The sequence below is a fragment of the Steroidobacter sp. genome (genome assembly GCF_016790065.1).
Lineage (GTDB): Bacteria > Pseudomonadota > Gammaproteobacteria > Steroidobacterales > Steroidobacteraceae > Steroidobacter.
Genome location: NZ_JAEUPY010000565.1, coordinates 14,231 through 34,197, shown reverse-complemented (window position 1 = coordinate 34,197; position 19,967 = coordinate 14,231). Strand labels below are relative to the sequence as shown.

The 19,967-nt window shown below is 61.1% G+C and carries 18 protein-coding genes; 10 read left to right on the top strand and 8 right to left on the bottom strand.

Annotation, left to right across the window (positions count from 1 at the left end):
- Positions 1–6 precede the first annotated feature (6 nt).
- Complete coding sequence (locus JNL55_RS23445; protein ID WP_293859793.1) at positions 7–324, bottom strand: non-heme iron oxygenase ferredoxin subunit; 318 nt, start codon at positions 322–324, stop codon at positions 7–9.
- Positions 325–449: 125 nt separating this feature from the next.
- Positions 450–1,448: a 2Fe-2S iron-sulfur cluster binding domain-containing protein gene (locus JNL55_RS23440; RefSeq protein WP_293859790.1), complete on the bottom strand. Its 999-nt coding sequence runs from the start codon at positions 1,446–1,448 to the stop codon at positions 450–452.
- Positions 1,449–1,532: 84 nt separating this feature from the next.
- On the opposite strand from JNL55_RS23440, the gene JNL55_RS23435 reads away from it, so the two are divergent.
- From JNL55_RS23435 to JNL55_RS23400, 8 genes are all read left to right on the top strand, one after another.
- The gene (locus tag JNL55_RS23435; RefSeq protein WP_293859787.1) at positions 1,533–2,309 is read left to right on the top strand and encodes a 2-keto-4-pentenoate hydratase; all 777 of its coding nucleotides are present in this window, start codon (positions 1,533–1,535) and stop codon (positions 2,307–2,309) included.
- 42 nt (positions 2,310–2,351) lie between these two features.
- Complete coding sequence (locus JNL55_RS23430) at positions 2,352–3,524, top strand: Rieske 2Fe-2S domain-containing protein (RefSeq protein ID WP_293859784.1); 1,173 nt, start codon at positions 2,352–2,354, stop codon at positions 3,522–3,524.
- A gap of 11 nt (positions 3,525–3,535) precedes the next feature.
- On the top strand, positions 3,536–4,372 hold the full coding sequence (locus JNL55_RS23425) for an alpha/beta fold hydrolase (RefSeq protein WP_293859782.1): 837 nt from the start codon (positions 3,536–3,538) through the stop codon (positions 4,370–4,372).
- Between the two features lies 1 nt (position 4,373).
- Positions 4,374–4,640, top strand: coding sequence for a hypothetical protein (locus JNL55_RS23420; RefSeq protein WP_293859780.1), 267 nt, complete (start codon positions 4,374–4,376; stop codon positions 4,638–4,640).
- A gap of 2 nt (positions 4,641–4,642) precedes the next feature.
- Positions 4,643–5,455 carry a hypothetical protein gene (locus JNL55_RS23415; protein WP_293859778.1) on the top strand — a complete coding sequence of 271 codons (813 nt, stop codon included), beginning with the start codon at positions 4,643–4,645 and terminating at the stop codon, positions 5,453–5,455.
- Between the two features lie 55 nt (positions 5,456–5,510).
- Positions 5,511–6,278: a sulfite exporter TauE/SafE family protein gene (locus tag JNL55_RS23410; RefSeq protein WP_293859775.1), complete on the top strand. Its 768-nt coding sequence runs from the start codon at positions 5,511–5,513 to the stop codon at positions 6,276–6,278.
- 119 nt (positions 6,279–6,397) lie between these two features.
- Positions 6,398–8,407: a M3 family metallopeptidase gene (locus JNL55_RS23405; protein ID WP_293859772.1), complete on the top strand. Its 2,010-nt coding sequence runs from the start codon at positions 6,398–6,400 to the stop codon at positions 8,405–8,407.
- Positions 8,404–8,946, top strand: a complete 543-nt coding sequence (locus JNL55_RS23400; RefSeq protein ID WP_293859769.1) for a gamma carbonic anhydrase family protein — start codon at positions 8,404–8,406, stop codon at positions 8,944–8,946. Before JNL55_RS23405 ends, JNL55_RS23400 begins: the two co-directional genes overlap by 4 nt.
- A 19-nt stretch (positions 8,947–8,965) precedes the next feature.
- On the opposite strand, the gene aroE is transcribed toward JNL55_RS23400, so the two are convergent.
- Together aroE and hemB are read right to left on the bottom strand one after the other, a co-directional pair.
- On the bottom strand, positions 8,966–9,796 hold the full coding sequence (gene aroE, locus JNL55_RS23395) for a shikimate dehydrogenase (RefSeq protein ID WP_293859767.1): 831 nt from the start codon (positions 9,794–9,796) through the stop codon (positions 8,966–8,968).
- A 4-nt stretch (positions 9,797–9,800) separates the two neighbouring features.
- Positions 9,801–10,814 (bottom strand): porphobilinogen synthase, encoded by a 1,014-nt coding sequence (gene hemB / locus JNL55_RS23390; protein WP_293859764.1) that lies wholly within the window; start codon positions 10,812–10,814, stop codon positions 9,801–9,803.
- A gap of 60 nt (positions 10,815–10,874) precedes the next feature.
- On the opposite strand from hemB, the gene JNL55_RS23385 reads away from it, so the two are divergent.
- The gene (locus JNL55_RS23385; protein WP_293859761.1) at positions 10,875–11,474 is read left to right on the top strand and encodes a DNA-3-methyladenine glycosylase I; all 600 of its coding nucleotides are present in this window, start codon (positions 10,875–10,877) and stop codon (positions 11,472–11,474) included.
- A gap of 1 nt (position 11,475) precedes the next feature.
- Here JNL55_RS23385 and JNL55_RS23380 read toward each other — a convergent pair whose 3' ends face one another.
- Positions 11,476–12,321, bottom strand: coding sequence for a 23S rRNA (adenine(2030)-N(6))-methyltransferase RlmJ (locus JNL55_RS23380; RefSeq protein ID WP_293859758.1), 846 nt, complete (start codon positions 12,319–12,321; stop codon positions 11,476–11,478).
- 37 nt (positions 12,322–12,358) lie between these two features.
- Here JNL55_RS23380 and JNL55_RS23375 point away from each other — a divergent pair, with 37 nt between their 5' ends.
- Positions 12,359–12,856 (top strand): hypothetical protein, encoded by a 498-nt coding sequence (locus tag JNL55_RS23375; RefSeq protein WP_293859756.1) that lies wholly within the window; start codon positions 12,359–12,361, stop codon positions 12,854–12,856.
- Positions 12,857–12,913: 57 nt separating this feature from the next.
- Here JNL55_RS23375 and JNL55_RS23370 read toward each other — a convergent pair whose 3' ends face one another.
- The 3 genes from JNL55_RS23370 to JNL55_RS23360 all read right to left on the bottom strand — a co-directional run bounded on the left by JNL55_RS23370 (position 12,914) and on the right by JNL55_RS23360 (position 19,955).
- Positions 12,914–16,111 (bottom strand): S8 family serine peptidase, encoded by a 3,198-nt coding sequence (locus tag JNL55_RS23370; RefSeq protein WP_293859753.1) that lies wholly within the window; start codon positions 16,109–16,111, stop codon positions 12,914–12,916.
- A gap of 358 nt (positions 16,112–16,469) precedes the next feature.
- Positions 16,470–17,396: an oxygen-dependent coproporphyrinogen oxidase gene (gene hemF, locus JNL55_RS23365; protein ID WP_415923151.1), complete on the bottom strand. Its 927-nt coding sequence runs from the start codon at positions 17,394–17,396 to the stop codon at positions 16,470–16,472.
- Between the two features lie 54 nt (positions 17,397–17,450).
- Entirely contained in the window at positions 17,451–19,955 is a 2,505-nt protein-coding gene (locus JNL55_RS23360) for a DNA topoisomerase I (protein WP_293859747.1), read from the bottom strand.
- Positions 19,956–19,967: the final 12 nt, after the last annotated feature.

The window sequence follows — 19,967 nt, the reverse complement described above, 5'->3', positions numbered from 1 at the left end:
CAAAGGTCATCTGACCAAATAAACCTTGCCGTCACTCACTTCGATCGGCCAGGTGCGCAGCGACTGCTTACACGGCAGGCTCTTGGCCTTGCCGGAGCAAACATCGAAGCTGCCGCCGTGCATGGGACAGAACACGATGTTTCCTTGCAGTCGCCCTTCGGACAGCGACGCGATGGCGTGCGTGCATTCGTCATCGACCGCATAGAGCTTGCCGTCGACATTGCACACCAGGATCGGGTCCAGTCCCTCGGGCTGAACGCGCAGCATGGCGCCGGGCGCAACGTCATCCGCCGCACACAACAGGCGTCGATCGGCAAAGGTCATGGCGGCTCGTTCGCAGCTCACTGCACGGGGTCCAGAATCCAGTTTCTGTAGTATTGTCATACAAAGTTCGCGCGGTCAACCGGGAATTGCCCGAGGCGCGAACTGATTGAGCGGCGAGCGCGAGGTCAGCCGCCAGGCTGAAAGCGTTCGGCGCGGATGGCCTTGGTGGCGACGCCGTGTGCGCTCAAGGCTTTGCGGGCGGCGTCGACCATGAGTGGCGGGCCGCAGAGGTAGCAAACGGTGGCGGCATCGAAGTCTTCGCGTCGAAGTAACGAGACCGCGGTGCCACTGTGTAAATCGATGTCTGCGCCTTCCATGACGGCGATGCGCACTTCGAGTTCGGGCATGGACGCGGCGAGCGCGGCCAGCTCTTGTTCGTAAAACAATTCCTGTCGACGCGTGCAGCCGAAACATAGCAGTGCCGGCTGACCGCGACCGCGCAGTGAGCGGACCATCGACAACACCGGCGCGAGTCCCGTCCCGCCAGCGACAAACACATGACGAGTCGCGCGATCGTCGAGCCCGAAAGATCCCAGCGGCGCCTGCAATTTCACGCGATCGCCGACCTTCGCAGTCTCCTGCAGCCAGCGCGACATCGTTCCATTCGGCACCAGCCGAATCATGAGCTCGAGCAGCGGCAGATCGGTGGCGGTGCTGGCAATCGAGTAGGCCCGCGCTTCACCGACGCCAGGCGCGGCGAGGCGGACATACTGACCAGGCTGAAAAACAAAATCCTCGGCGCGATCCAGCTGCAACTTGAGTAAGGCAACCGACGGCGCGCCCCGACGCAACTCGACGATCTGCGCCGAATGTTTCGACGGCAAAGATGGCGCGTCATGCAGCGAGTAGGGCAGCTCGAAGGTGGCGTCGGTCTTGATCCGCGTAAGGCACGCGGGCCGCAACCCCTCGGCCAGCTCGTCAGCATTCACGGGCATTTTCCCGGTCACATCGACCACGGATTCCCCGGCCAGGCATTGGACGACACAGCTGCCGCAACTGCCGGAACAGCAGTCATAACGCACCGGTGCATCGGCGGCGAGCGCGCCTTCCAGCAGCGTCTGGCCGGGCGCAACCGCAACGGTCAGCTCGGCCCCGTCCTGAAAAATCAACCGCGCCCGCTGCATTAAGGTAACCGCCTATCCGTTCAACGCCATATTGCATGATTATCATACAATCATATAACGTGGCTCCAGCGAGAGGGGTGGGCAATGGATTCGAGAGTCGGCGAAACCGCGCGAGCTTTGTTGGATGCGTATGGCGGCGCGCCGCTGCCTCCAATCCGCACTCGTTTCGACGCGGGCGACACCCGGACGGCCTATGCCGTTCAGCAGGCTCAGATTTCGCATTGGATCGAGAGCGGCCGCCGGCCCGTGGGTCGCAAGATTGGGCTGACCTCGCCGGCGGTGCAGAAGCAGCTCGGCGTGGCCGAGCCGGATTTCGGCCAACTATTTGCGGACATGGTGTACGGCACGGGCGAGACCATCCCGGTGTCGCGACTTCAGCAGCCACGTGTCGAAGCCGAGATTGCACTGATCTTGTCGCGTGACTTGGATATGGCGCACGCAACAGTGGCAGATGTCATCGCCTCGGTTGGTTGTGTGTTGCCAGCGCTCGAAGTCGTCGGCAGTCGTATCGCCGGTTGGAACATCGACATCGTCGACACCATCGCCGACAACGCTTCGTCGGGCGTGCTGGTGCTCGGCGGGCCTGCGCAGCGCCTCGAAGGACTGGACCTAGTGAATTGCGCGATGACTATGACACTCAACGGCAAGTCGGTGTCGAGCGGTTACGGTCGTGATTGTCTCGGCGGCCCGCTTAATGCAGCGGTGTGGCTGGCGAGACGTTCGCGCGAATTGGGTCGGCCGCTCAAAGAAGGCGAGCTGGTGATGACTGGCGCGCTCGGCCCGATGACATCGGTGAAAGAAGGCGACGTCGTCCACGCGACCATCGCCGGCATCGGCACGGTGAGTGCGCACTTCGCTTGACGATCAACAAATCGAGTTTTTGTTTCGAGGATGCAGTAGATCATGAGTGATGACGCGCAAACCCCGGAAGGCGTCCGTCCCGAAGTCGCCGCGGCAGTGGGCGATTGGCGCGCCTATGTGGAAGCCAAGCTGGGCTTTCGCAATCACTGGTATCCGGTGCGCTTCTCCAATGAGCTGGTCGAAGGCCAGCTGATCACCGTGACGGCGCTCGGCGAAAAGCTGCTGCTGAAGCGCATCGACGGCAAGGTGTACGCGATCCGCGATCGTTGTTTGCATCGTGGCGTGCCGTTGTCACGCAAGCCGGATTGTTACACCAAGGACACCATCACCTGCTGGTATCACGGCTACACCTATCGTTTCCAAACCGGCGAACTGGTGAACATTCTGGCCGTGCCCGACAGCCGCTTGATCGGTCGTCGCAAGATCATGAGTTTCCCGGTGCAGGAAGCCAAAGGGCTGATCTTTGTGTTCATCGGCGATCTGGATCCGGTGCCGCCGCTGAGTCAGGACGTGCCGCCGGGCTTCCTCGATGACGACGTGATGATTCTAGGCAAGCATCGCGTGGTGAACTCGAATTGGCGTCTCGGTGCCGAGAACGGCTTCGACGCCTTGCACATCTTCATTCACAAGGACACGACGCTGCGTCATTACCGCACGTTCAACTTCCCCATCGGCCACACGCCGCTGCCGGGTGCCGTGCAAGTGGTGGAAGATGCGGCTGGTCCCAAAGGTGTGATCGACGACTTCGCTCAGCACAAGCCCGTTTGGGATGGCGTGATCGACGGTCGCGTGGTCGTGCGTGGTCCACGCTCGGAACAAGTGCAAGGCACGTCGGCGTCGGTTGGGACTTCGATCTGGCTGCCGGGTGTGTTGAAAGTCGAATCGTTTCCGCTGCCGGGTCTGACGCAGTTCGAGTGGTATGTGCCGCTGGATGGCAAGACGCATCTGTATGTGCAGACCATCGGCACTCAGGTGCAAACCGACGAGGATAGGATTCAGTTCGCCAACGATTTCGAATCCATCTACAAGCCGCACGGCTTGGACGGGTTCAACGCCGACGACATTTGGGCGCGCGAGGTGACCGAGCCGTTCTATGCCGACGACTTCGGTTGGGTGGATGAAATGTTGTGCGAGCCCGATTCGACCATTCTGGAATGGCGACGGTTGGCGAGCCGGGCCAATCGCGGTATTCAGACTCCTCAAGACCTGCGCTGATTATCCAAGCCATGAGCAGCACGACCGAATTCGCCTCGCACTTCGTCGACACCAACGGCATTCGCACCCACTACCTGGAAGCCGGTAGTGGTCCGACGTTGGTGCTCATGCACGGCGGTGGCGCGGGTGCCGATGCTTACGGCAACTGGCGAGAGTGCATTCCGATCTTCGCCAAGAAATTTCGGGTCATCGCGCCAGACATGGTCGGGTTCGGGCGTAGCGATAAGCCTGCGCCTGAGGTCTACACATACGATCAGCCGGGACGGAATCGTCAGTTAGTGACGTTGCTCGATGTGCTCAACATCGACAGGGCATTCTTGGTCGGCAATTCCATGGGTGGCGCCACATGTATTGGCGCGACGTTGCAGCGTCCAGAGCGTGTCGAGCGGCTGGTGTTGATGGGCAGTGCGGGTCTACCGATTCCGGAAAGGCCGTCACCGCAGTTACTGCACAACTTGAATTACGATTTCACCGTCGACGGCATGCGCCGAGTGATTGCGGGGTTGACCTCGCCGAAGTATTCGCCGCCCGAAGAGCTGGTTCAGTATCGCTACAACCTGACTCTGGAGCCGGGCGCGAAAGCTGCGTTGGCAGCAGTCAACACCGAGACCCGCAAAGGCACGCTGAACTACGCCGAAGATGTTTTGCAACAAATCAAACAACCGGTGTTGATCGTGAACGGCAAGGAAGACGGCGTGTCCACGTTGGCGCGTGCGCACCGTTTTCTGGAGTTGTTCGAAAACAGCTGGGGCTACATCGTGCCCCATTGCGGTCACTGGGCCATGATCGAGCACACCGCCGACTTCTGTGCTGCCGTCGAACGGTTTCTGACCCAGCCGGTGAACTGACGTGGCAGCCGCGCCGCAGGGTGTGCACGAACTGATCGAGCACTTGATCGAGACACCAGCGGATCGCGGTTTGATTCGCACCGATCCGGAATCGTTGTTCGATCGTTTCGGCATCCCCGCGGATGTGCGCCAGACCTTGCGAACCGGCAGTCGTGACGATTTGCATCGGCTCGGCATTCATCCCAATCTGGTGATCAAGTGGCTGATCTGGTCGGGCCGGCCGACCATGCCGTTCTTTGCCATCGACTATTACTTCGCGAGGCGCTGAGCGTGGGCGAGATCGTTGGCGCATTCGCCATGTCACACGTGCTGGGCTCTCCTGTCGGGTTGGAAGAGCAGGCCGAGCGTGTGTTCGTCGGCATGAAAGAGCTGGGACGTCGCTTGCGTGAAGCTCAGCCGACGTTGTTGGTGATGGTCACCAGCGATCATTTGAACAACTTCAAACTCGATCAGCCCATGCCGTTCGCCATTGGCACCGCGGATGCTTATACGCCGTATGGCGATATGGGGTTGCCGACAGAGCAGATTCGCGGTGACGCTGCGTTCTCGACCGGCTTCGCGATGTTTGCTAGCGATCGTGGTTTCAAGCTGTCCAAGCCGGCACGCTTGCGGCCGGATCATGGCGTGATGATTCCGCTTGGCATCGTCGATCCCAAGCGCGAGCTGCCCATCGTGCTGTTGTACGTGAATACGGTGTACACGCCGGCGCCGACGCCGCAAGAGAGTTGGCGGCTGGGGGAGCTGCTGCGTGAGTACATCGCTGAACACTGCAAGGCCGATGAACGAGTGGCGTTGCTCGCGGGCGGTGGCCTTTCGCATTGGCTGGGCGTGCCGGAAGAAGGCCGCGTCAATGAAGCGTGGGATCGCTGGTTCATCGACAAGCTCGGCACCGGGCAGGGCGCGGAACTCGCGCAGCTCAGCAACGATCAGATCCTGCTCGATGCCGGTAATGGTGGCCTCGAAGTGAACGCCTGGATTACTCTGGCGGGCACGATTCCCGGTGCGACCGGCGAATGTTTGTTCTATGAAGCCATTCCGGCCTGGGCGAGTGGCATGGCCGGCATGGCGTTTCAGGTCCGTTGACCGTTTTGTAACGTCGCCGCACGATGTTTTTCTATATGGGCGGCAGCGGTAAGCGATGACTTCCTGGGATTTGTTGATCGCCGCGTTGGCGGCGGTCGGAGCCGGTGCCATCAATGCATTGGCGGGCGGCGGCACGTTGATCAGCTTTCCAGTGCTGGTCGCGGTCGGTGTGCCGCCGGTCGCGGCCAATATCACTAACGCCGTCGCGTTGTGCCCGGGCTACTTCGGCGCGACGCTCGCGCAATTGCCCAATCTCAAAGGTCAGCGCGCGCAACTGCTGTTGCTGGTGCCCATTGCTGTGCTCGGCGGTCTCGCCGGCGGCATGATTCTAGTGCGCACCGGTGAGCGCACGTTCACTGCGTTGGTGCCTTGGATGATCCTGGCGGCGTCACTGCTATTAGCGGTGCAGGAGCCAGTTAAAAAATTCGTCACCAAACGCTTGTCGAATACTTCGCACCAGCACCACACCGTGCTGCTGTCGGCGTTGCCCATCGCAGCGGCTGCCATCTACGGCGGCTTCTTCAGCGCCGGCATGAGTGTGCTGTTGCTGGCCGTGCTCGGGTTGACGGTGGACGATTCGCTCACCCGCCTGAACGCGCTCAAGCAAGTGCTGGCGTTCAGCGTCAACATCGCCGCGGCCGTGTTCTTCCTGTTCTCCGACCAGGTGGTTTGGTCGGCAGCCGTGGTCATGGCAGTCGGCGCGCTGATCGGTGGTGCAATCGGCGGCAAGCTGGCCGGCAAGATGCCGCCGGCCGTCCTGCGCTGGACCGTCGTAGTCGCAGGTATCGCGATTGCCATCGCGTACTGGGTGAAATCCTCCTAGTCGCCCCCAGACTCCCAGTCAGCCCGCGGCCGCTGTACGAATCGGCGCGGGTGTCATTGGCTTGCCAAGCTCTTTAGAATTGGCAGTCCACTGTCCCCTCATCTGGATCCGGGGTCTTTATGACTGCTGCGAGTAGCGATCTGCCGGTATTTTCCGCCATCAAGCCTGCCGAAGTGGAGGCCAAGGTGCGCGTCTTGCTGGACGCCAATCGGGCCGAGCTGGAGCGCTTGCTGTCCGTTCCGCCGAGTTGGAAGTCCGTGGTCGAGCCGCTCGAGGAAATGCAGCACCGGTTGTCGCGGACCTGGTCGCCGGTGGGTCACATGAACGGCGTGGTGAACAGCGATGAGCTGCGCGCCGCCTACAACGCCTGCTTGCCGTTGCTCACCGCTTGGAACACCGATCTGGCTCAGAACGAGCGTCTGTACCAGGGCTACGAAACTGTGTTGCGAACCGAAGGCGCGCAACTCACGCCGGGTCAGCGCAAGCTGGTCGAGAACGCGCTGCGCGACTTTCGTTTGGCAGGCGTGGCGTTGCCGCCCGACAAGAAACAAGAATACAAAACGTTGGTTGAGCAGCTGGCCACGCTGCAATCCAAGTTCGACGAGAACGTGCTGGACGCGACCAACGCCTGGTCTCGCCATCTCACCGATGCCAAGCAGATCGAAGGACTGCCCACGCCCATCGTGGACCGCGCTCTGGCCGCTGCCGAAGCGAAACAGCTGACTGGTTGGTTGTTCACGCTCGATGCGCCCAACTATCAAGCAGTGTTGATGCACGGTGCGCACGAGCCGCTGCGTCGTGATTTCTATCATGGCTGGACCACGCGCGCGTCGGATCAGGACGGCAATGCCGGTCGCTGGGACAACACCGCGCTGATGGATCAGATTCTCGCTGTTCGCAATCAAGTGGCGAACCTGGTCGGCTATCCGAACTACGCCGAGTACTCGCTGGCCACGAAGATGGCGACGTCGGTGCCGGAAGTGCGCGGTTTTCTGGAGCAGCTCGCGACCAAGAGCCGCCCGGTGGCGCAGCAGGAATTCGATGAGCTCAGCAAGTTTGCAGGCCGCGAGCTGAATGCTTGGGACGTTGCTTACTACGCCGAGAAGCTCAAGCGCGAACGTTTCGATCTGTCCGAAGAGGCGTTGCGGCCGTATTTCCCATTGCCGCGCGTGCTGTCTGGCATGTTTGCCGTGGCCGAGAAACTGTACGGCGTGCGGATCGCCGAGCGCAACGGCGTCGATATTTATCATCCCGACGTGCACTTCTACGACATCCTGAATGCTGACGGCTCACGTCGCGGCAGCTTCTTCGTTGATTTGTACGCTCGCGGTAAGAAGCGTGGCGGCGCGTGGATGGACGAATGTGTCGGTCGCAAGCAGCTGGGCGGTGGTGCGACGTCGTTGCCGGTTGCTTACTTGGTTTGTAACTTCATGCCGCCGGTGGGCACGCAGCCCTCGCTGCTGACTCATTCCGACGTTGTGACCATGTTCCACGAGTTCGGTCACGGTCTGCATCACATGCTGACCCGAGTCGATTATCCGAGCATTGCCGGTATCAACGGCGTTGCGTGGGATGCGGTCGAGTTGCCGAGTCAGTTCATGGAGAACTTCGCTTGGCGCGCGGAAGTGCTGCCGATGATTTCAGCGCACGTGGACACAGGTGAGCCGCTGCCGGATGCGGAGCTGAAGCGGTTGCTCGGAACGCGCACGTTCCAAGCGGGCATGCAGACGGTACGGCAACTTGAGTTCGCGCTGTTCGATCTGCGCATTCACAGTGAGTTCGCGGCGGGCGGTTCGAGCAAGATCCTGCAGACGCTGGCGGAAGTGCGCGCGCAGGTGGCAGTGGTGAAGCCGCCTGAGTTCAACAGGTTTCCGCACAGCTTCCAGCATATTTTCTCGGGCGGTTACGCGGCCGGCTACTACAGCTACAAGTGGGCGGAAGTGCTCGCGGCCGATGCGTTCAGTGCGTTCGAGGAAGGCGGCATCTTCAATCCGGCGGTGTCGGGTAAGTTCTTGTCGGCGATCCTGGAACAGGGCGGCAGTAAGGATGCGATGGATGCGTTCGTGGATTTTCGCGGGCGCAAGCCGATCATCGAGCCGCTGCTGAAACAATTGGGTTTGGCTGCGTGACGATACAAACTTATCGGGGCATTGCGCCGACGTTAGGCTCGCGGGTTTTCATCGACGGCTCGGCAGTCGTCATCGGCAAGGTGACGATTGGCGATGACTCGTCGGTGTGGCCGACGGCAGTCATCCGTGGCGATGTGCATTCGATTGAGATCGGTGCGCGCACCAGCGTTCAAGATGGCGCCGTACTGCACGTCACGCATGACGGTCCATTCGCACCGGGTGGTCGAGCGTTGATCATCGGATCGGATGTCACAGTCGGGCATCGCGCAACTCTGCACGCATGCACCATCGGCAATGCGTGCCTCATCGGCATGGGCGCGATCCTGCTCGACAACGTAGTGACTGAAGATTTCGTGATGGTCGGCGCGGGCAGTCTGGTGCCGCCGGGCAAGGTCTTGCAGACAGGCGGGTTGTATGTGGGCAGCCCGGCACGCCGAGCGCGAGATCTGACGCAGAAGGAAATCGAATTCCTGACCTACTCAGCCGCGCACTATGTGAAAGTCAAAGATGAGTATTTGAGGCGCGACGCCAGTCCGTAACTGGCGTCGTAGCTAGCCATCAAGACTGCGCTTTGATGGCTTCCAGCACCGGCTTGGTATCCGGCTTCATGCCTCGCCATAGCAAGAACGCTTCCGCCGCTTGCTCCACCAACATGCCCCAGCCGGTTTCTGCTCGACCGGCGCCAGTGCTCTTGGCCCAGCGCGTGAAAGCAGTATCGCCCTTGCCGTACGCCATGTCGTAGCACAGCGTTGCTGGGCCGATGGCGCTGCGAGGAATGGGCGGAATGTCATCCTGCAAGCTCGCAGACGTGGCATTCAGCACCAGGTCGAACACACCATCGCTGATGTCTTCGAACGTGCAGCCACGCACGGTGCCGAGCAATTCGAACTCTTCAGCCAATTCAACCGCACGCTGCTTGGTGCGATTCGCGATCTCGATGCACTCCGGTGCAGCGGCTAACAACGGGCCCATCACACCGCGAGCTGCGCCGCCGGCGCCGAGCAACAGGATGCGTGTGCCGCCGAGGCTGAAGCCGAGATTGCGAGTGAGATCGATGACCAGGCCGGCGCCGTCCGTGTTGTCGCCGAGCAAACCATCGCCTTTCCACACCAGCGTATTCACAGCACGTGCGATCTCAGCTCGCGGCGTGCGGTACTTGGTCACGATGGTCGCTGCCTGCTTGTGAGGCACGGTGATGTTCAAGCCTTTGCCGCCGGTGGCGAAGAACGCACCGATGTCTCGCTCAAAATTCTCCGGCGTCACCGCCATGCGCGTGTAGCTCATGGCCTGGCCGGTCTGTTTGGCGAACAAGCCGTGAATGAACGGCGACCAACTGTGCTGGATGGGATAACCCACCACTGCGTAGCGATCGATCACGGAGTCATTCATGGCGTCATCTCTCTTCTTTGAGCCACGCCGCTGCCTTCTTGGCGAAGTAAGTCAGAATCCCGTCCGCGCCGGCACGGCGAATGGACATCAATGTTTCCAACACCACGGCGCGCTCGTCCAGCCAGCCGTTACGAAACGCGGCCATTTGCATCGCGTATTCGCCGCTCACTTGATAGACGAACGTGGGCGCACCGAACGTGTCTTTCACCCGCCGCACGATGTCGAGATAGGGCAGGCCGGGTTTGATCATTACCATATCCGCGCCTTCTTGCAGGTCGAGCGCCACTTCGCGTAACGCTTCGTCGGAGTTGGCCGGATCCATTTGGTAGTTGTGCTTGTTGCCCTTGCCGAGATTGCCGGCCGAGCCGACAGCATCGCGGAACGGGCTATAGAAGTTGGACGCATACTTCGCGGCATAGGCGAGGATGCGCGTGTTGCTGTGCCCGCCCAACTCCAGCGCCTCGCGAATGGCGCCGATGCGGCCATCCATCATGTCGCTGGGCGCGACCACGTCGGCCCCGGCGTCGGCATGCGACAACGCTTGTTTCACCAGCGCTTCCACAGTGATGTCGTTGACCACGTAACCATTAGCATCGACGATGCCGTCCTGGCCATGCGTGGTATACGGATCGAGCGCCACGTCGGTAATCACGCCCAGCTCCGGCACCGCTTTTTTCACCGCGCGTACCGCGCGTTGCGCCAGCCCTTCGGGATTCCACGACTCTTTGCCGTCGAGGCTTTTGGCGGACGGGTCGGTCACCGGGAACAGCGCCAGCGCTGGAATCCCCAGGGCCACCAACGATTCTGCTTCGCGTACCAGTTCGTCGATGCTGACGCGCTCGATGCCGGGCATGCTGTCCACGGTTTGGCGCTTGGATTGGCCCTCGATCACGAACATGGGGTAGATGAGGTTGTCGGCACTCAGCGAGGTTTCGCGCATCAGTCGGCGCGAAAAGTCGCTGTAGCGCATGCGTCGCAGGCGCGTGCTGGGGAATTCTCCTGACTGCAAATTAAACATGACGGCTTCCGGCGGGAGTAACTGCCAAACTAGTTTACACCCGACGCATAATAAGCCCGCATGCCTACCTCGAACCGTGAACCCGTCCGCTGCCGCTGGCCGCTCGGCGGCAATGAGCTCTATCTGCAATACCACGACCAGGAATGGGGTGTGCCGGCCTGGGACGATGCCACCCAGTTCGAATTCCTGATCCTGGAAGGCGCGCAGGCCGGCCTGTCATGGTCGACCATCCTCAACAAGCGCGAAGGCTACCGGGCCGCATTCGCCGGCTTCGATCCTGAACGCATTGCCAAGTTCGGCAAACGGGACGTGACGCGGCTGATGAAGGATCCGGGCATCGTGCGCAACCGGCTCAAGATCGAGTCCACCATCGGCAATGCCAAGGCGTTCCTGGCGTTTCAGGGCGACTTCGCCAAACACCTGTGGAGCTTCGTCGGCGGCAAGCCCATCCAGAACAACATTGCCGAGCATGGCAAGGTGCAGGCCACCAGCCCCGAGTCGGACGCGCTCAGCAAGGATCTGAAAAAGCGCGGCTTCCGCTTCGTCGGCAGCACCATCATCTACGCGCACATGCAGGCGACCGGCATGGTGAATGATCACCTCACCAGTTGCTTCCGCCATAAGCAGTGCAAAGCGCTGGGCAAGAAGCCGGCGGCTTAACTCACTCCGGTACTAGCCAGCTGATGTTCACGCCGCCAGCGCCATCCTCGGCCAAGGCGGCATGAGCTTCGCGCAATGCCGGCGCGATCTCTTCGTCGAACTGCCAGGGGGGATTGGCGATGATCAGGCCGGAGCCGTTCAGGCCGAGCGGCGAATCCGCCGGTCGTACGCTCAGTTCCAGCAACAATAATTTTCTGAGCCCGGAATTCTGTAGCGACAGCTGCAATCGCTGGGTTTCCCGGCCCACCTTGATGGGATACCACAGCGCGAATATGCCGTTGGGCCAGCGGCTCAGACCCAGCAGCAGGGCCTTTTCGACTTGAGTGAACTCGTTATCCGATTCGTACGGCGGATCGATCAGCACCAGGCCGCGATTCTCACGCGGCGGTAGATACGTCTTCAGTGCGGCATAACCATCGCCGCAGACTACCGACACACCTCGGCGGCCGCGCGTTGCCTGCTCCAGCGCCTGCGCTTCGGCGATTTGTTTCTCGACCAGCACGATGCGATCGCCGGTCCGCAGCTCGCGGGCCGCCAGGACTGGCGAGCCCGGATAGCGCTGAGTCGAGATGGCTGTGATCTCTTCCGGGGAACTAACCGCGTCCAGATAGCGCCGAAGATCTGGAGAGCTGCGAGTGATGCGTAACGCGCGGCCCACGCCGTCCTGCCATTCCTTGCCGCGTAATGCATCGTGGGACAACAGGTCGTACCAGCCTCGGCCGGCGTGAGTATCGAGATAGAACAACGGCTTGGGCTTGCGCTTGAGTCGTTCGAGCAGGGCCAGCAGCACAATGTGCTTGTGGACATCGGCGAAGTTGCCGGCGTGGAACACATGACGATAATTCACGGTGCGATTCAGACAGAACTTTGTTCGGGAGACAGCCATGATCGTACTGAATTCTCGAGCGCCCGGCTCCGTGCTGTTGCTGTTGGCGCTGTCGACGTTGAGTGCGGCCTGCAGTGGTGGCTCGCGAGCTGAGCCGGCTTCGGTGGAAAGCAGGAGGGCGATCGTGGAAAAAGAGGCCAAGCCGACTGCGCCACAACGCGCTCCCGAGGCTGCTGCCGAAACTACCGGTGAGGTGCCGCCGCAGTTGCTGGCGATATTTCAGGACGACCTGGCGCGTCGCGCGCTGGTGAAGCACGAGGCCATTACTGTGGTGAGCGCGACCGAGCAAGAGTGGTCGGATGGCGCGATGGGCTGCCCCGAGCCCGGGATGATGTACACGCAGTCGCTGGTGCCGGGTTATCGAGTGGTCCTGAAAGCCAACGACGAGAAGTACGCTTATCACTCGGATCGGCGCGGCAACTTCATCGTGTGCGCCAACGGTCAGGCGTTTCAGCCGGCGAAGAAGCAGGTGAAAGGTAAGCCTCCTGCCGAATAAGAAAAGGCCCCGGGTATTGCTACCCGAGGCCTTGTGAGAGCCGCAGCTCTACGCTGCTTAGAACGTGATCTTTCCTCCCGGCGGCGCGACGAACAGCGCCTCGGTGCTGTTGGTAGCACCACCGCAGTTATTCGCGGAGGCGCAACGATCGCCGTCGGTTTGGATCAGCACACCCAGTTCCTTGGTAGTTCCTGGGACCGCGCCGAAGTCGTACACCGTGACGTTGCCGCTCGCGCCGGCTGCCAGATCGCCATCGGGCGCTGCGAAGTAACGCTCGCCGAACGGCACGATCTTCAAGCCTTCGATGGCATCGCCGGGACCGCCGAAGTAGAAGTCGTCGGCGAACACGGAGACCCCGATCACCTTGCGCGCATCCACATCGGCAGAGGTCAGACCGAACTGCTCCAGACAGGCGTTCAGCACCGTGGTGGTCGAGTTGGTCGGATGCTCGACGAACCAGAACGCGTCGGCATCGCCGGTGGCCAGGTTCACCGACCAGGCCAACTGCCGGCCGTCGCTCAGCTCGTTCAACGACACGTCGCGATTCAACAGCCAGTAGTCATCTTCGCCATCGTTGTTGAGATCCAGCGCGATGCGATGATCGACAGCGACCGGCAGTGTCTCGCGTTCCCACATGTTGACCGCGAACGACCACAGGTAACCCGACGAGCAAACATCGACCGGTACCGGGAAGGTCGTCACACCCACCGCACGCAGATCGGGACGCGGCGCATTCTCGCCACGGCCGCCCGGCGGAGTATTCGGGCTGGTTCCGATCAGCGAATAGGTGTTCAACTGCGCTGCGCCGACGCCGCGATTCTTCAAGTTGATGGTGCCGGTGCCGGCGCTGCCAGCCTTCCAGTTCTTGCCGCTGGACACTTGAGTGTTGGCCGATTTGCGCGGCAACACGTGCCACGGCAGCGTGAACGTTTCCGACTTGCCGCCGAACAGCGCGACCTTTTCGAACACCAGATAGCCGTCGTATTCCTGCAAGGTCAGCGGCACTGGATTCGGGCCGTCCGGGCCCGCGTTCATCAAGTTGTTACGCAGCTTGCTGCCTTCGATGGTCATGAACACATCGATGGTGCGATCACCCTTGCCAGGCACCGCGACCAATGGCAACGCATGAATCTTCACTGCGCCGTTGCTGACATCGTTGGCGAAGCGATAGGTCGGCTTCACCTTGAAGATGGCCGGCTGCTTGGCGCGATTGAAGACGCGCACGCGTTGACGAATCAGAACTGCTTTGTCTGCCACATCGACGAAGCCGAAGCTCACGCCACCGCCGCGAGTGCCTTTCTTCACCAAGTCGAAGCCATAAGCACCCGCAGTTGCTTTCGCTGCCAGGTCGACGCGCACTTCACCGCCACCAATCCGTGAGATCGGTGCCAGCGAATCCGGAATCACTCCGTTGGGCGCGCCCGGTTGAGTGATGTCGGTTTCAGCATTGTTGATCAGCAACTGTTTCAGGCGCTGCGGAGCCACCGTCGGATACAGTTGTTTCAGCAGTGCCGCTGCGCCCGACACCATCGGTGCCGCGCCCGAAGTACCGCCGAAGGCATCGGATTGATTGCCGCTGCCCGACATCGCCGACACCGACGCGCCCGGCGCGCCAATTTCAGGCTTGATGCGGAAGTCTTCGAACATCGGACCGCGCGATGACGTCGACGTGACCGAGCTGATCAACGGGAAGGTGTTGGCAGGATCGAACGTCACCGTCGCGCCCGAGCGAATCGCGTTGGCGTCGGCGAGGCTGATCATGTAGCCCGGAATGGTGATGGGCACGCCATCCGCATACGCACCGGTGAACGGCGCGCTGCCGTCGACCAGGCCGATGACACCGATCAAGGCACCACCCGCTTGAATGTTACGAATCTTATCGGCGAACGTGCAGCTGCCACGATTCACCAGCGCGATGCGTCCGGTCAATGTGCCGGCAGCGAACGGTGTGCAACCGAGCGCATTACTCGGCGTGTACTGCACTGGCGCGGTGATCGCTGTCGTCAGCGGAGCGGACCAGTCCTGATGAATCGCGCCACGCTGCGCTGGAGTGACCACGGGCGTAACGATGGTCAACAAGTCGACCACTGCCGAAGGCACATTGGTCTGTGCGACTGACAATGCCGTTACCGCAGCGGCCGGCGAGCCGGTGATGAACGGCTTGTCGGAGCCGTTACCTGCCGAGGCAACGGTGAATGCGCCGAGCTTGGTGGCGCGATCGACGGCAGCAGACAGATCGTCGTCGAACGGTTGGCCGTAATCGGAGCCGAGCGACATGTTGATGATGTCGGCGTGATCTTTGGTATCGCCGTCGCCGTTCGGATCGACCGCGAACTCCATGCCTTGTAACAGCGCGATGCCGCTACACGCAGACGTTGGCACTGCGCACGCCTTGATCGCGTACAACTTCGCATCCGGCGCGACGCCGTTCTTGCCACCGATGATGTCGGCGACATGCGTGCCGTGACCGCCGAAGGTGCTTTGATCGGGCGCGGCGATGGGATCTGCGTCTGGCGTCAGCGGCGGGCCACCGGCGGCGCCGGTCCAAGCTTCACCGACGAAGTCGTAACCACCGATGACTTTCTTGGTAGGGAACAAGCCGTCGGTCGTGGTGTTGCGCGGATCGGCGGCTGATGTGCCCCACGCAGCTGCGTAAGCAGCCGCCGTGCCGGCGCCACCCAACGCTGCGTGCGTGTAATCGATGCCGCTGTCGATCACTGCAACCCGTACACCTTTGCCTGTGACACCCAAACCTTGCAGCGTTTCGGCGCCGATGTAGGGCACGGTCTCGGTGAGATTGCGCTTGTAGTTGCCGGCAGGCGCAACACGAGTGACGGCGCGATCGTTCGATAGCGCTTTCACTTCGTTGGCGTCGATCTCCAGGAACACCGTGTTAGCAACCAACTGCACCGATCCGATGACCGTGGCGCTGGGGGCACTTTGTGAGATACGACCGATGAACGCTGTTTGCTCGATCAGCACGTCCGCTTTGGAAGTGCCTTTGTCGTCGCCGACCGCGGCGGTGTTCAACGAAACGGCGACTTGGACCCGTTGCTGCGACCCTGCGCCACGAAGCAACTGAGTAACGTCATTGATTTGTGCGCGTGCCGGTGCCGGTAGCCGTGACTCCAGTCGTTTGGAGCTGACTGCCGTAGCGCGCTGAGCTGCGCTGGCATCGGCGGCCACCACCGTGAGCACGGTAGTGACGATTAGCGACAGTGAACCGACTGCCGCCCTCCTGCGAATATTTTTCATGATGATCCCCTAGTTCTAAATCTCGCGACGAATGGCGGGCCAACGGCCAACCCGGCACCACGCGTGCGAGCGTGCTGCGAACATCACAACGAGCAAAAGATAAAGAGGTGCGATTCCACGACGGTCGCCATCAAGCAGGCTTGAGTTGCAGTTCCGTGGCCAGACGGTTGAGTCGCATGCGCAATCGCTGCGACCGACGCTACTCCTGCGACGCGGCTAATTCAATTGTGCAAAACGTGCCAGCGCGCGCTGGCGCGCAACGCGTTACTAACAAACGTTAGAAATGTATACAGAGCTGTCAATGAGTCCGACACCCTCACATGCGGGCGCCACTCAACATGAAAGTTTTGTGAGAGTTCTATGGCAGCTCGCGCAGCCAATCGCGCGGCCGGAGGAAGTCTGAATAGAGGCGGGCTTCGGGGGTGCAGGGCTCGGGCGTCCAGTTGTATTCCCAACGCACCAGCGGCGGCAATGACATCAGAATGGATTCGGTGCGGCCGCCGGATTGCAGGCCGAAATGGGTGCCGCGGTCATAGACCAGGTTGAATTCGACGTACCGGCCGCGGCGATACAGTTGGAACTGGCGTTCATGTTCGCCGTGCGGGAGATCTTTGCGGCGTGCGACGATGGGCAGGTAGGCCTCCAGGAAACGATCGCCGACACTGCGCTGATAGGCGAACGAGCGCTCGAAGCCCCATTCGTTCAAGTCATCGAAGAACAGGCCGCCGACGCCACGGGTTTCATTACGATGTTTCAGAAAGAAATATCGGTCGCACCATTCTTTGTGTTTTTTATAAACGTCGTCGCCGAACGGTTCGCAGGCTTGTTGCGCGGTTCGGTGCCAGTGCAGGACGTCTTCTTCGAACGGATAGTAGGGCGTGAGATCGAAGCCGCCACCGAACCACCAGGCGCCGGTTGAGCCATCTTTGGGAATGGCGTTGAAGAAGCGCACGTTGGCGTGCGTGGTGGGGATGTAAGGATTTCTAGGATGAAACACCAGCGAGACGCCGGTTGCCATCCACTCCGCGTCGGCGAGCTCGGGTCGCTGAGCGGTGGCGCTCGGCGGCAGGCGAGAGCCCATCACGTGTGAAAAATTCACTCCAGCCTGTTCGAAGACCGCGCCGTTACGGAGCACGCGACTGTCGCCGCCGCCACCCTCGGCCCGCTGCCAAGTGTCGCTGGTGAACTTCGCGCCGCCGTCGGCCTGCTCGATAGCCGTGCAAATACGATCCTGCAGTCCACGCAGGTAGGCGAGAACGGCATCGGCGTCGACGGCCATCGTCATCTCCAATCAGGCGACGCCGGCCATGATGCGGCCGGGTCGCAATACTAGGGAAGTCTACTTCGGTTTGGCCGGCGACTTTTTCGCGGCTGCTTTTTTCGCAGGCGCTTTGGCGGTGGCCGAAGTCGGAGCCTTCGCCGTCTTGGCCGGCGTGGTCTTGCTCTTGGCGGCAGCCTTCACCGGCTTCTCAGCGGCCTCGTGAGCAGCCGTCTTGGCAGGAGCCTTCTTCGCGAAGCGACCGAACCGACCTTTACCGCGTTCGGGCGCGGCCTTGATCAGCTCCACGCATTCCTCCAAGGTCAGCGTCTTGGGATCGCGGTCCTTGGGAATCTTGGCGTTCTTCACCTTATCGGTGATGTACGGCCCGAAGCGACCATTCAACACCTGAATACCGGCGGCCTCGAAATTCAGAATGGTCCGATTCGCATCCAGCTCTTCCTTGGCCTTGATCAGTTCCAAAGCGCGAGGCAGCTCGATGGTGTACGGATCGTCGTCTTTGATGGACACGAACTTCTTCGCGCCATATTGAACGTACGGCCCGAAGCGCCCGATGGCGACGCGAATCGAATGACCGTCGGCAGCAGCGCCGATGGTTCGCGGCAGCGTGAACAACTCCAGCGCTTCCGGCAGCGTGATGGTGTCCATGCGCTGCGTCGCCTTGAGACTGGCGAACTTGGGCTTCTCTTCATCGTCCTTGGTGCCCATCTGCACGAACGGCCCGTACTTGCCGTAGCGAACCGAAATCGGTTTACCGGTCACCGGATCGGCGCCGATCTCGCGAGCCTCGGACACATCTTCACGGGTCACGGTGTCGTCGACGATGTCGACGCGCTCTTTGAAGTCTTTCCAGAAGCGCTCCAGCACCGGCACCCAGGCCTCGCGACCGTCGGCGATTTCGTCGAGGTCGTCTTCCATCTTGGCGGTGAAGCCGTACTCGACGTAGTGATGGAAATTGCGGGTCAGGAACTTGTTGACGATCTTGCCCAAGTCGGTCGGCGTGAAGCGGCGATTCAGCAGCTCCGTGTACTTCTTGTTGACCAGGGTCGAGATGATGCTGGCGTAGGTCGAAGGCCGGCCGATGCCGTGTTCTTCGAGCGCTTTGACCAAGCTCGCTTCAGAGAAGCGCGGCGGTGGCTCGGTGAAATGCTGTTCGGGACGCAGCCCGACCAGATTCACCTGATCGCCCACTTCCATGGCCGGCAGGATGCGATCGTTGTCGTCCTCCACCGCGTCGTCCTGACCTTCCTTATAGACGGCGATGTAGCCCGGCTTGACCAGCGTGGAACCATTGGCACGCAGCACCGCTGTGGAGCCTTCACGCTTGGCGTTCGTGCCCGGCACCAGATCGATGGCGACGGTGTCATACACCGCCGGCTCCATTTGGCTGGACACCGCACGTTTCCAGATCAGGCTGTAGAGCTTGAACTGATCGGCGTCGATCTTGCCTGCCAGCACATCGGGCGTGACGGCAGCGGACGTCGGACGAATCGCTTCGTGCGCCTCTTGCGCATTCTTCGACTTCGTCTTGTAAGTGCGTGGCGACTCGGGCACCGAATCGGCGCCGTATTCTTTGGCGATGACCTGACGAATCTCGGCGATGGCTTCGTTGGCCAGATTCAGCGAGTCGGTACGCATATAAGTGATCAGACCGACTGCGCCTTCGCCGAAGTCCACGCCTTCGTACAACTGCTGCGCCAGGCGCATGGTGCGCTGAGCGCCGAAGCCGAGCTTACGAGCGGCTTCCTGTTGCAACGTCGAAGTAGTGAACGGCGGCGACGGATTGCGCTTGCGCTGTTTCTTGTCGATGTTGGCGACGCTGAGCTTGCCGCCGGCGGCGCCTTCGATGGCATTACGCACATCGGTGGCCTGCGCCTCGTTGGTCACCGTGAACTGTTCGACCTTCTCGCCGCGGAACTCGATGAGTCGCGCCGGGAATGTTTGCTTGGACTTCTCGGCATCCGCATCGACGGTCCAATACTCGCGCGGCTTGAAGGCGAGGATCTCTTCCTCACGCTCGCAGATCATGCGCAGTGCCGGGCTCTGCACGCGGCCGGCGGAAGCGCCAGGCAAACCTGCTTTCTTCCACAGCAACGGCGACAGATTGAAACCGACCAGGTAGTCGAGCGCGCGACGCGCCTGCTGAGCGTTCACCAAGTCCTGAGAAATGTCGCGTGGCTGGCTGATGGCTTCGCGAATGGCGTTCTTGGTGATCTCGTAGAACACCACGCGATGCACGTCCTTGCCGTCCAGAATGCCTTGTTCCTTGAGCAGCTCGGTGAGATGCCAGGAAATGGCTTCGCCCTCGCGGTCAGGGTCGGTGGCCAGATAGAGCGCGTCGGATTTTTTCAGCGCCTTGGCGATGGCTTGAACGTGTTTCTCGTTCTTGTCCAGGATCTGATAGCGCATCGCGAACTTGCGCTTCGGATCGACCGCACCTTCCTTCGGCACCAAATCGCGGACGTGACCGTACGACGCCAGCACCTCGAAGTTTTTGCCGAGGTACTTCTTGATGGTCTTCGCCTTTGCAGGCGATTCCACGATGACTAGATTCTTCTGCTCCATAAAAAAAGAAAC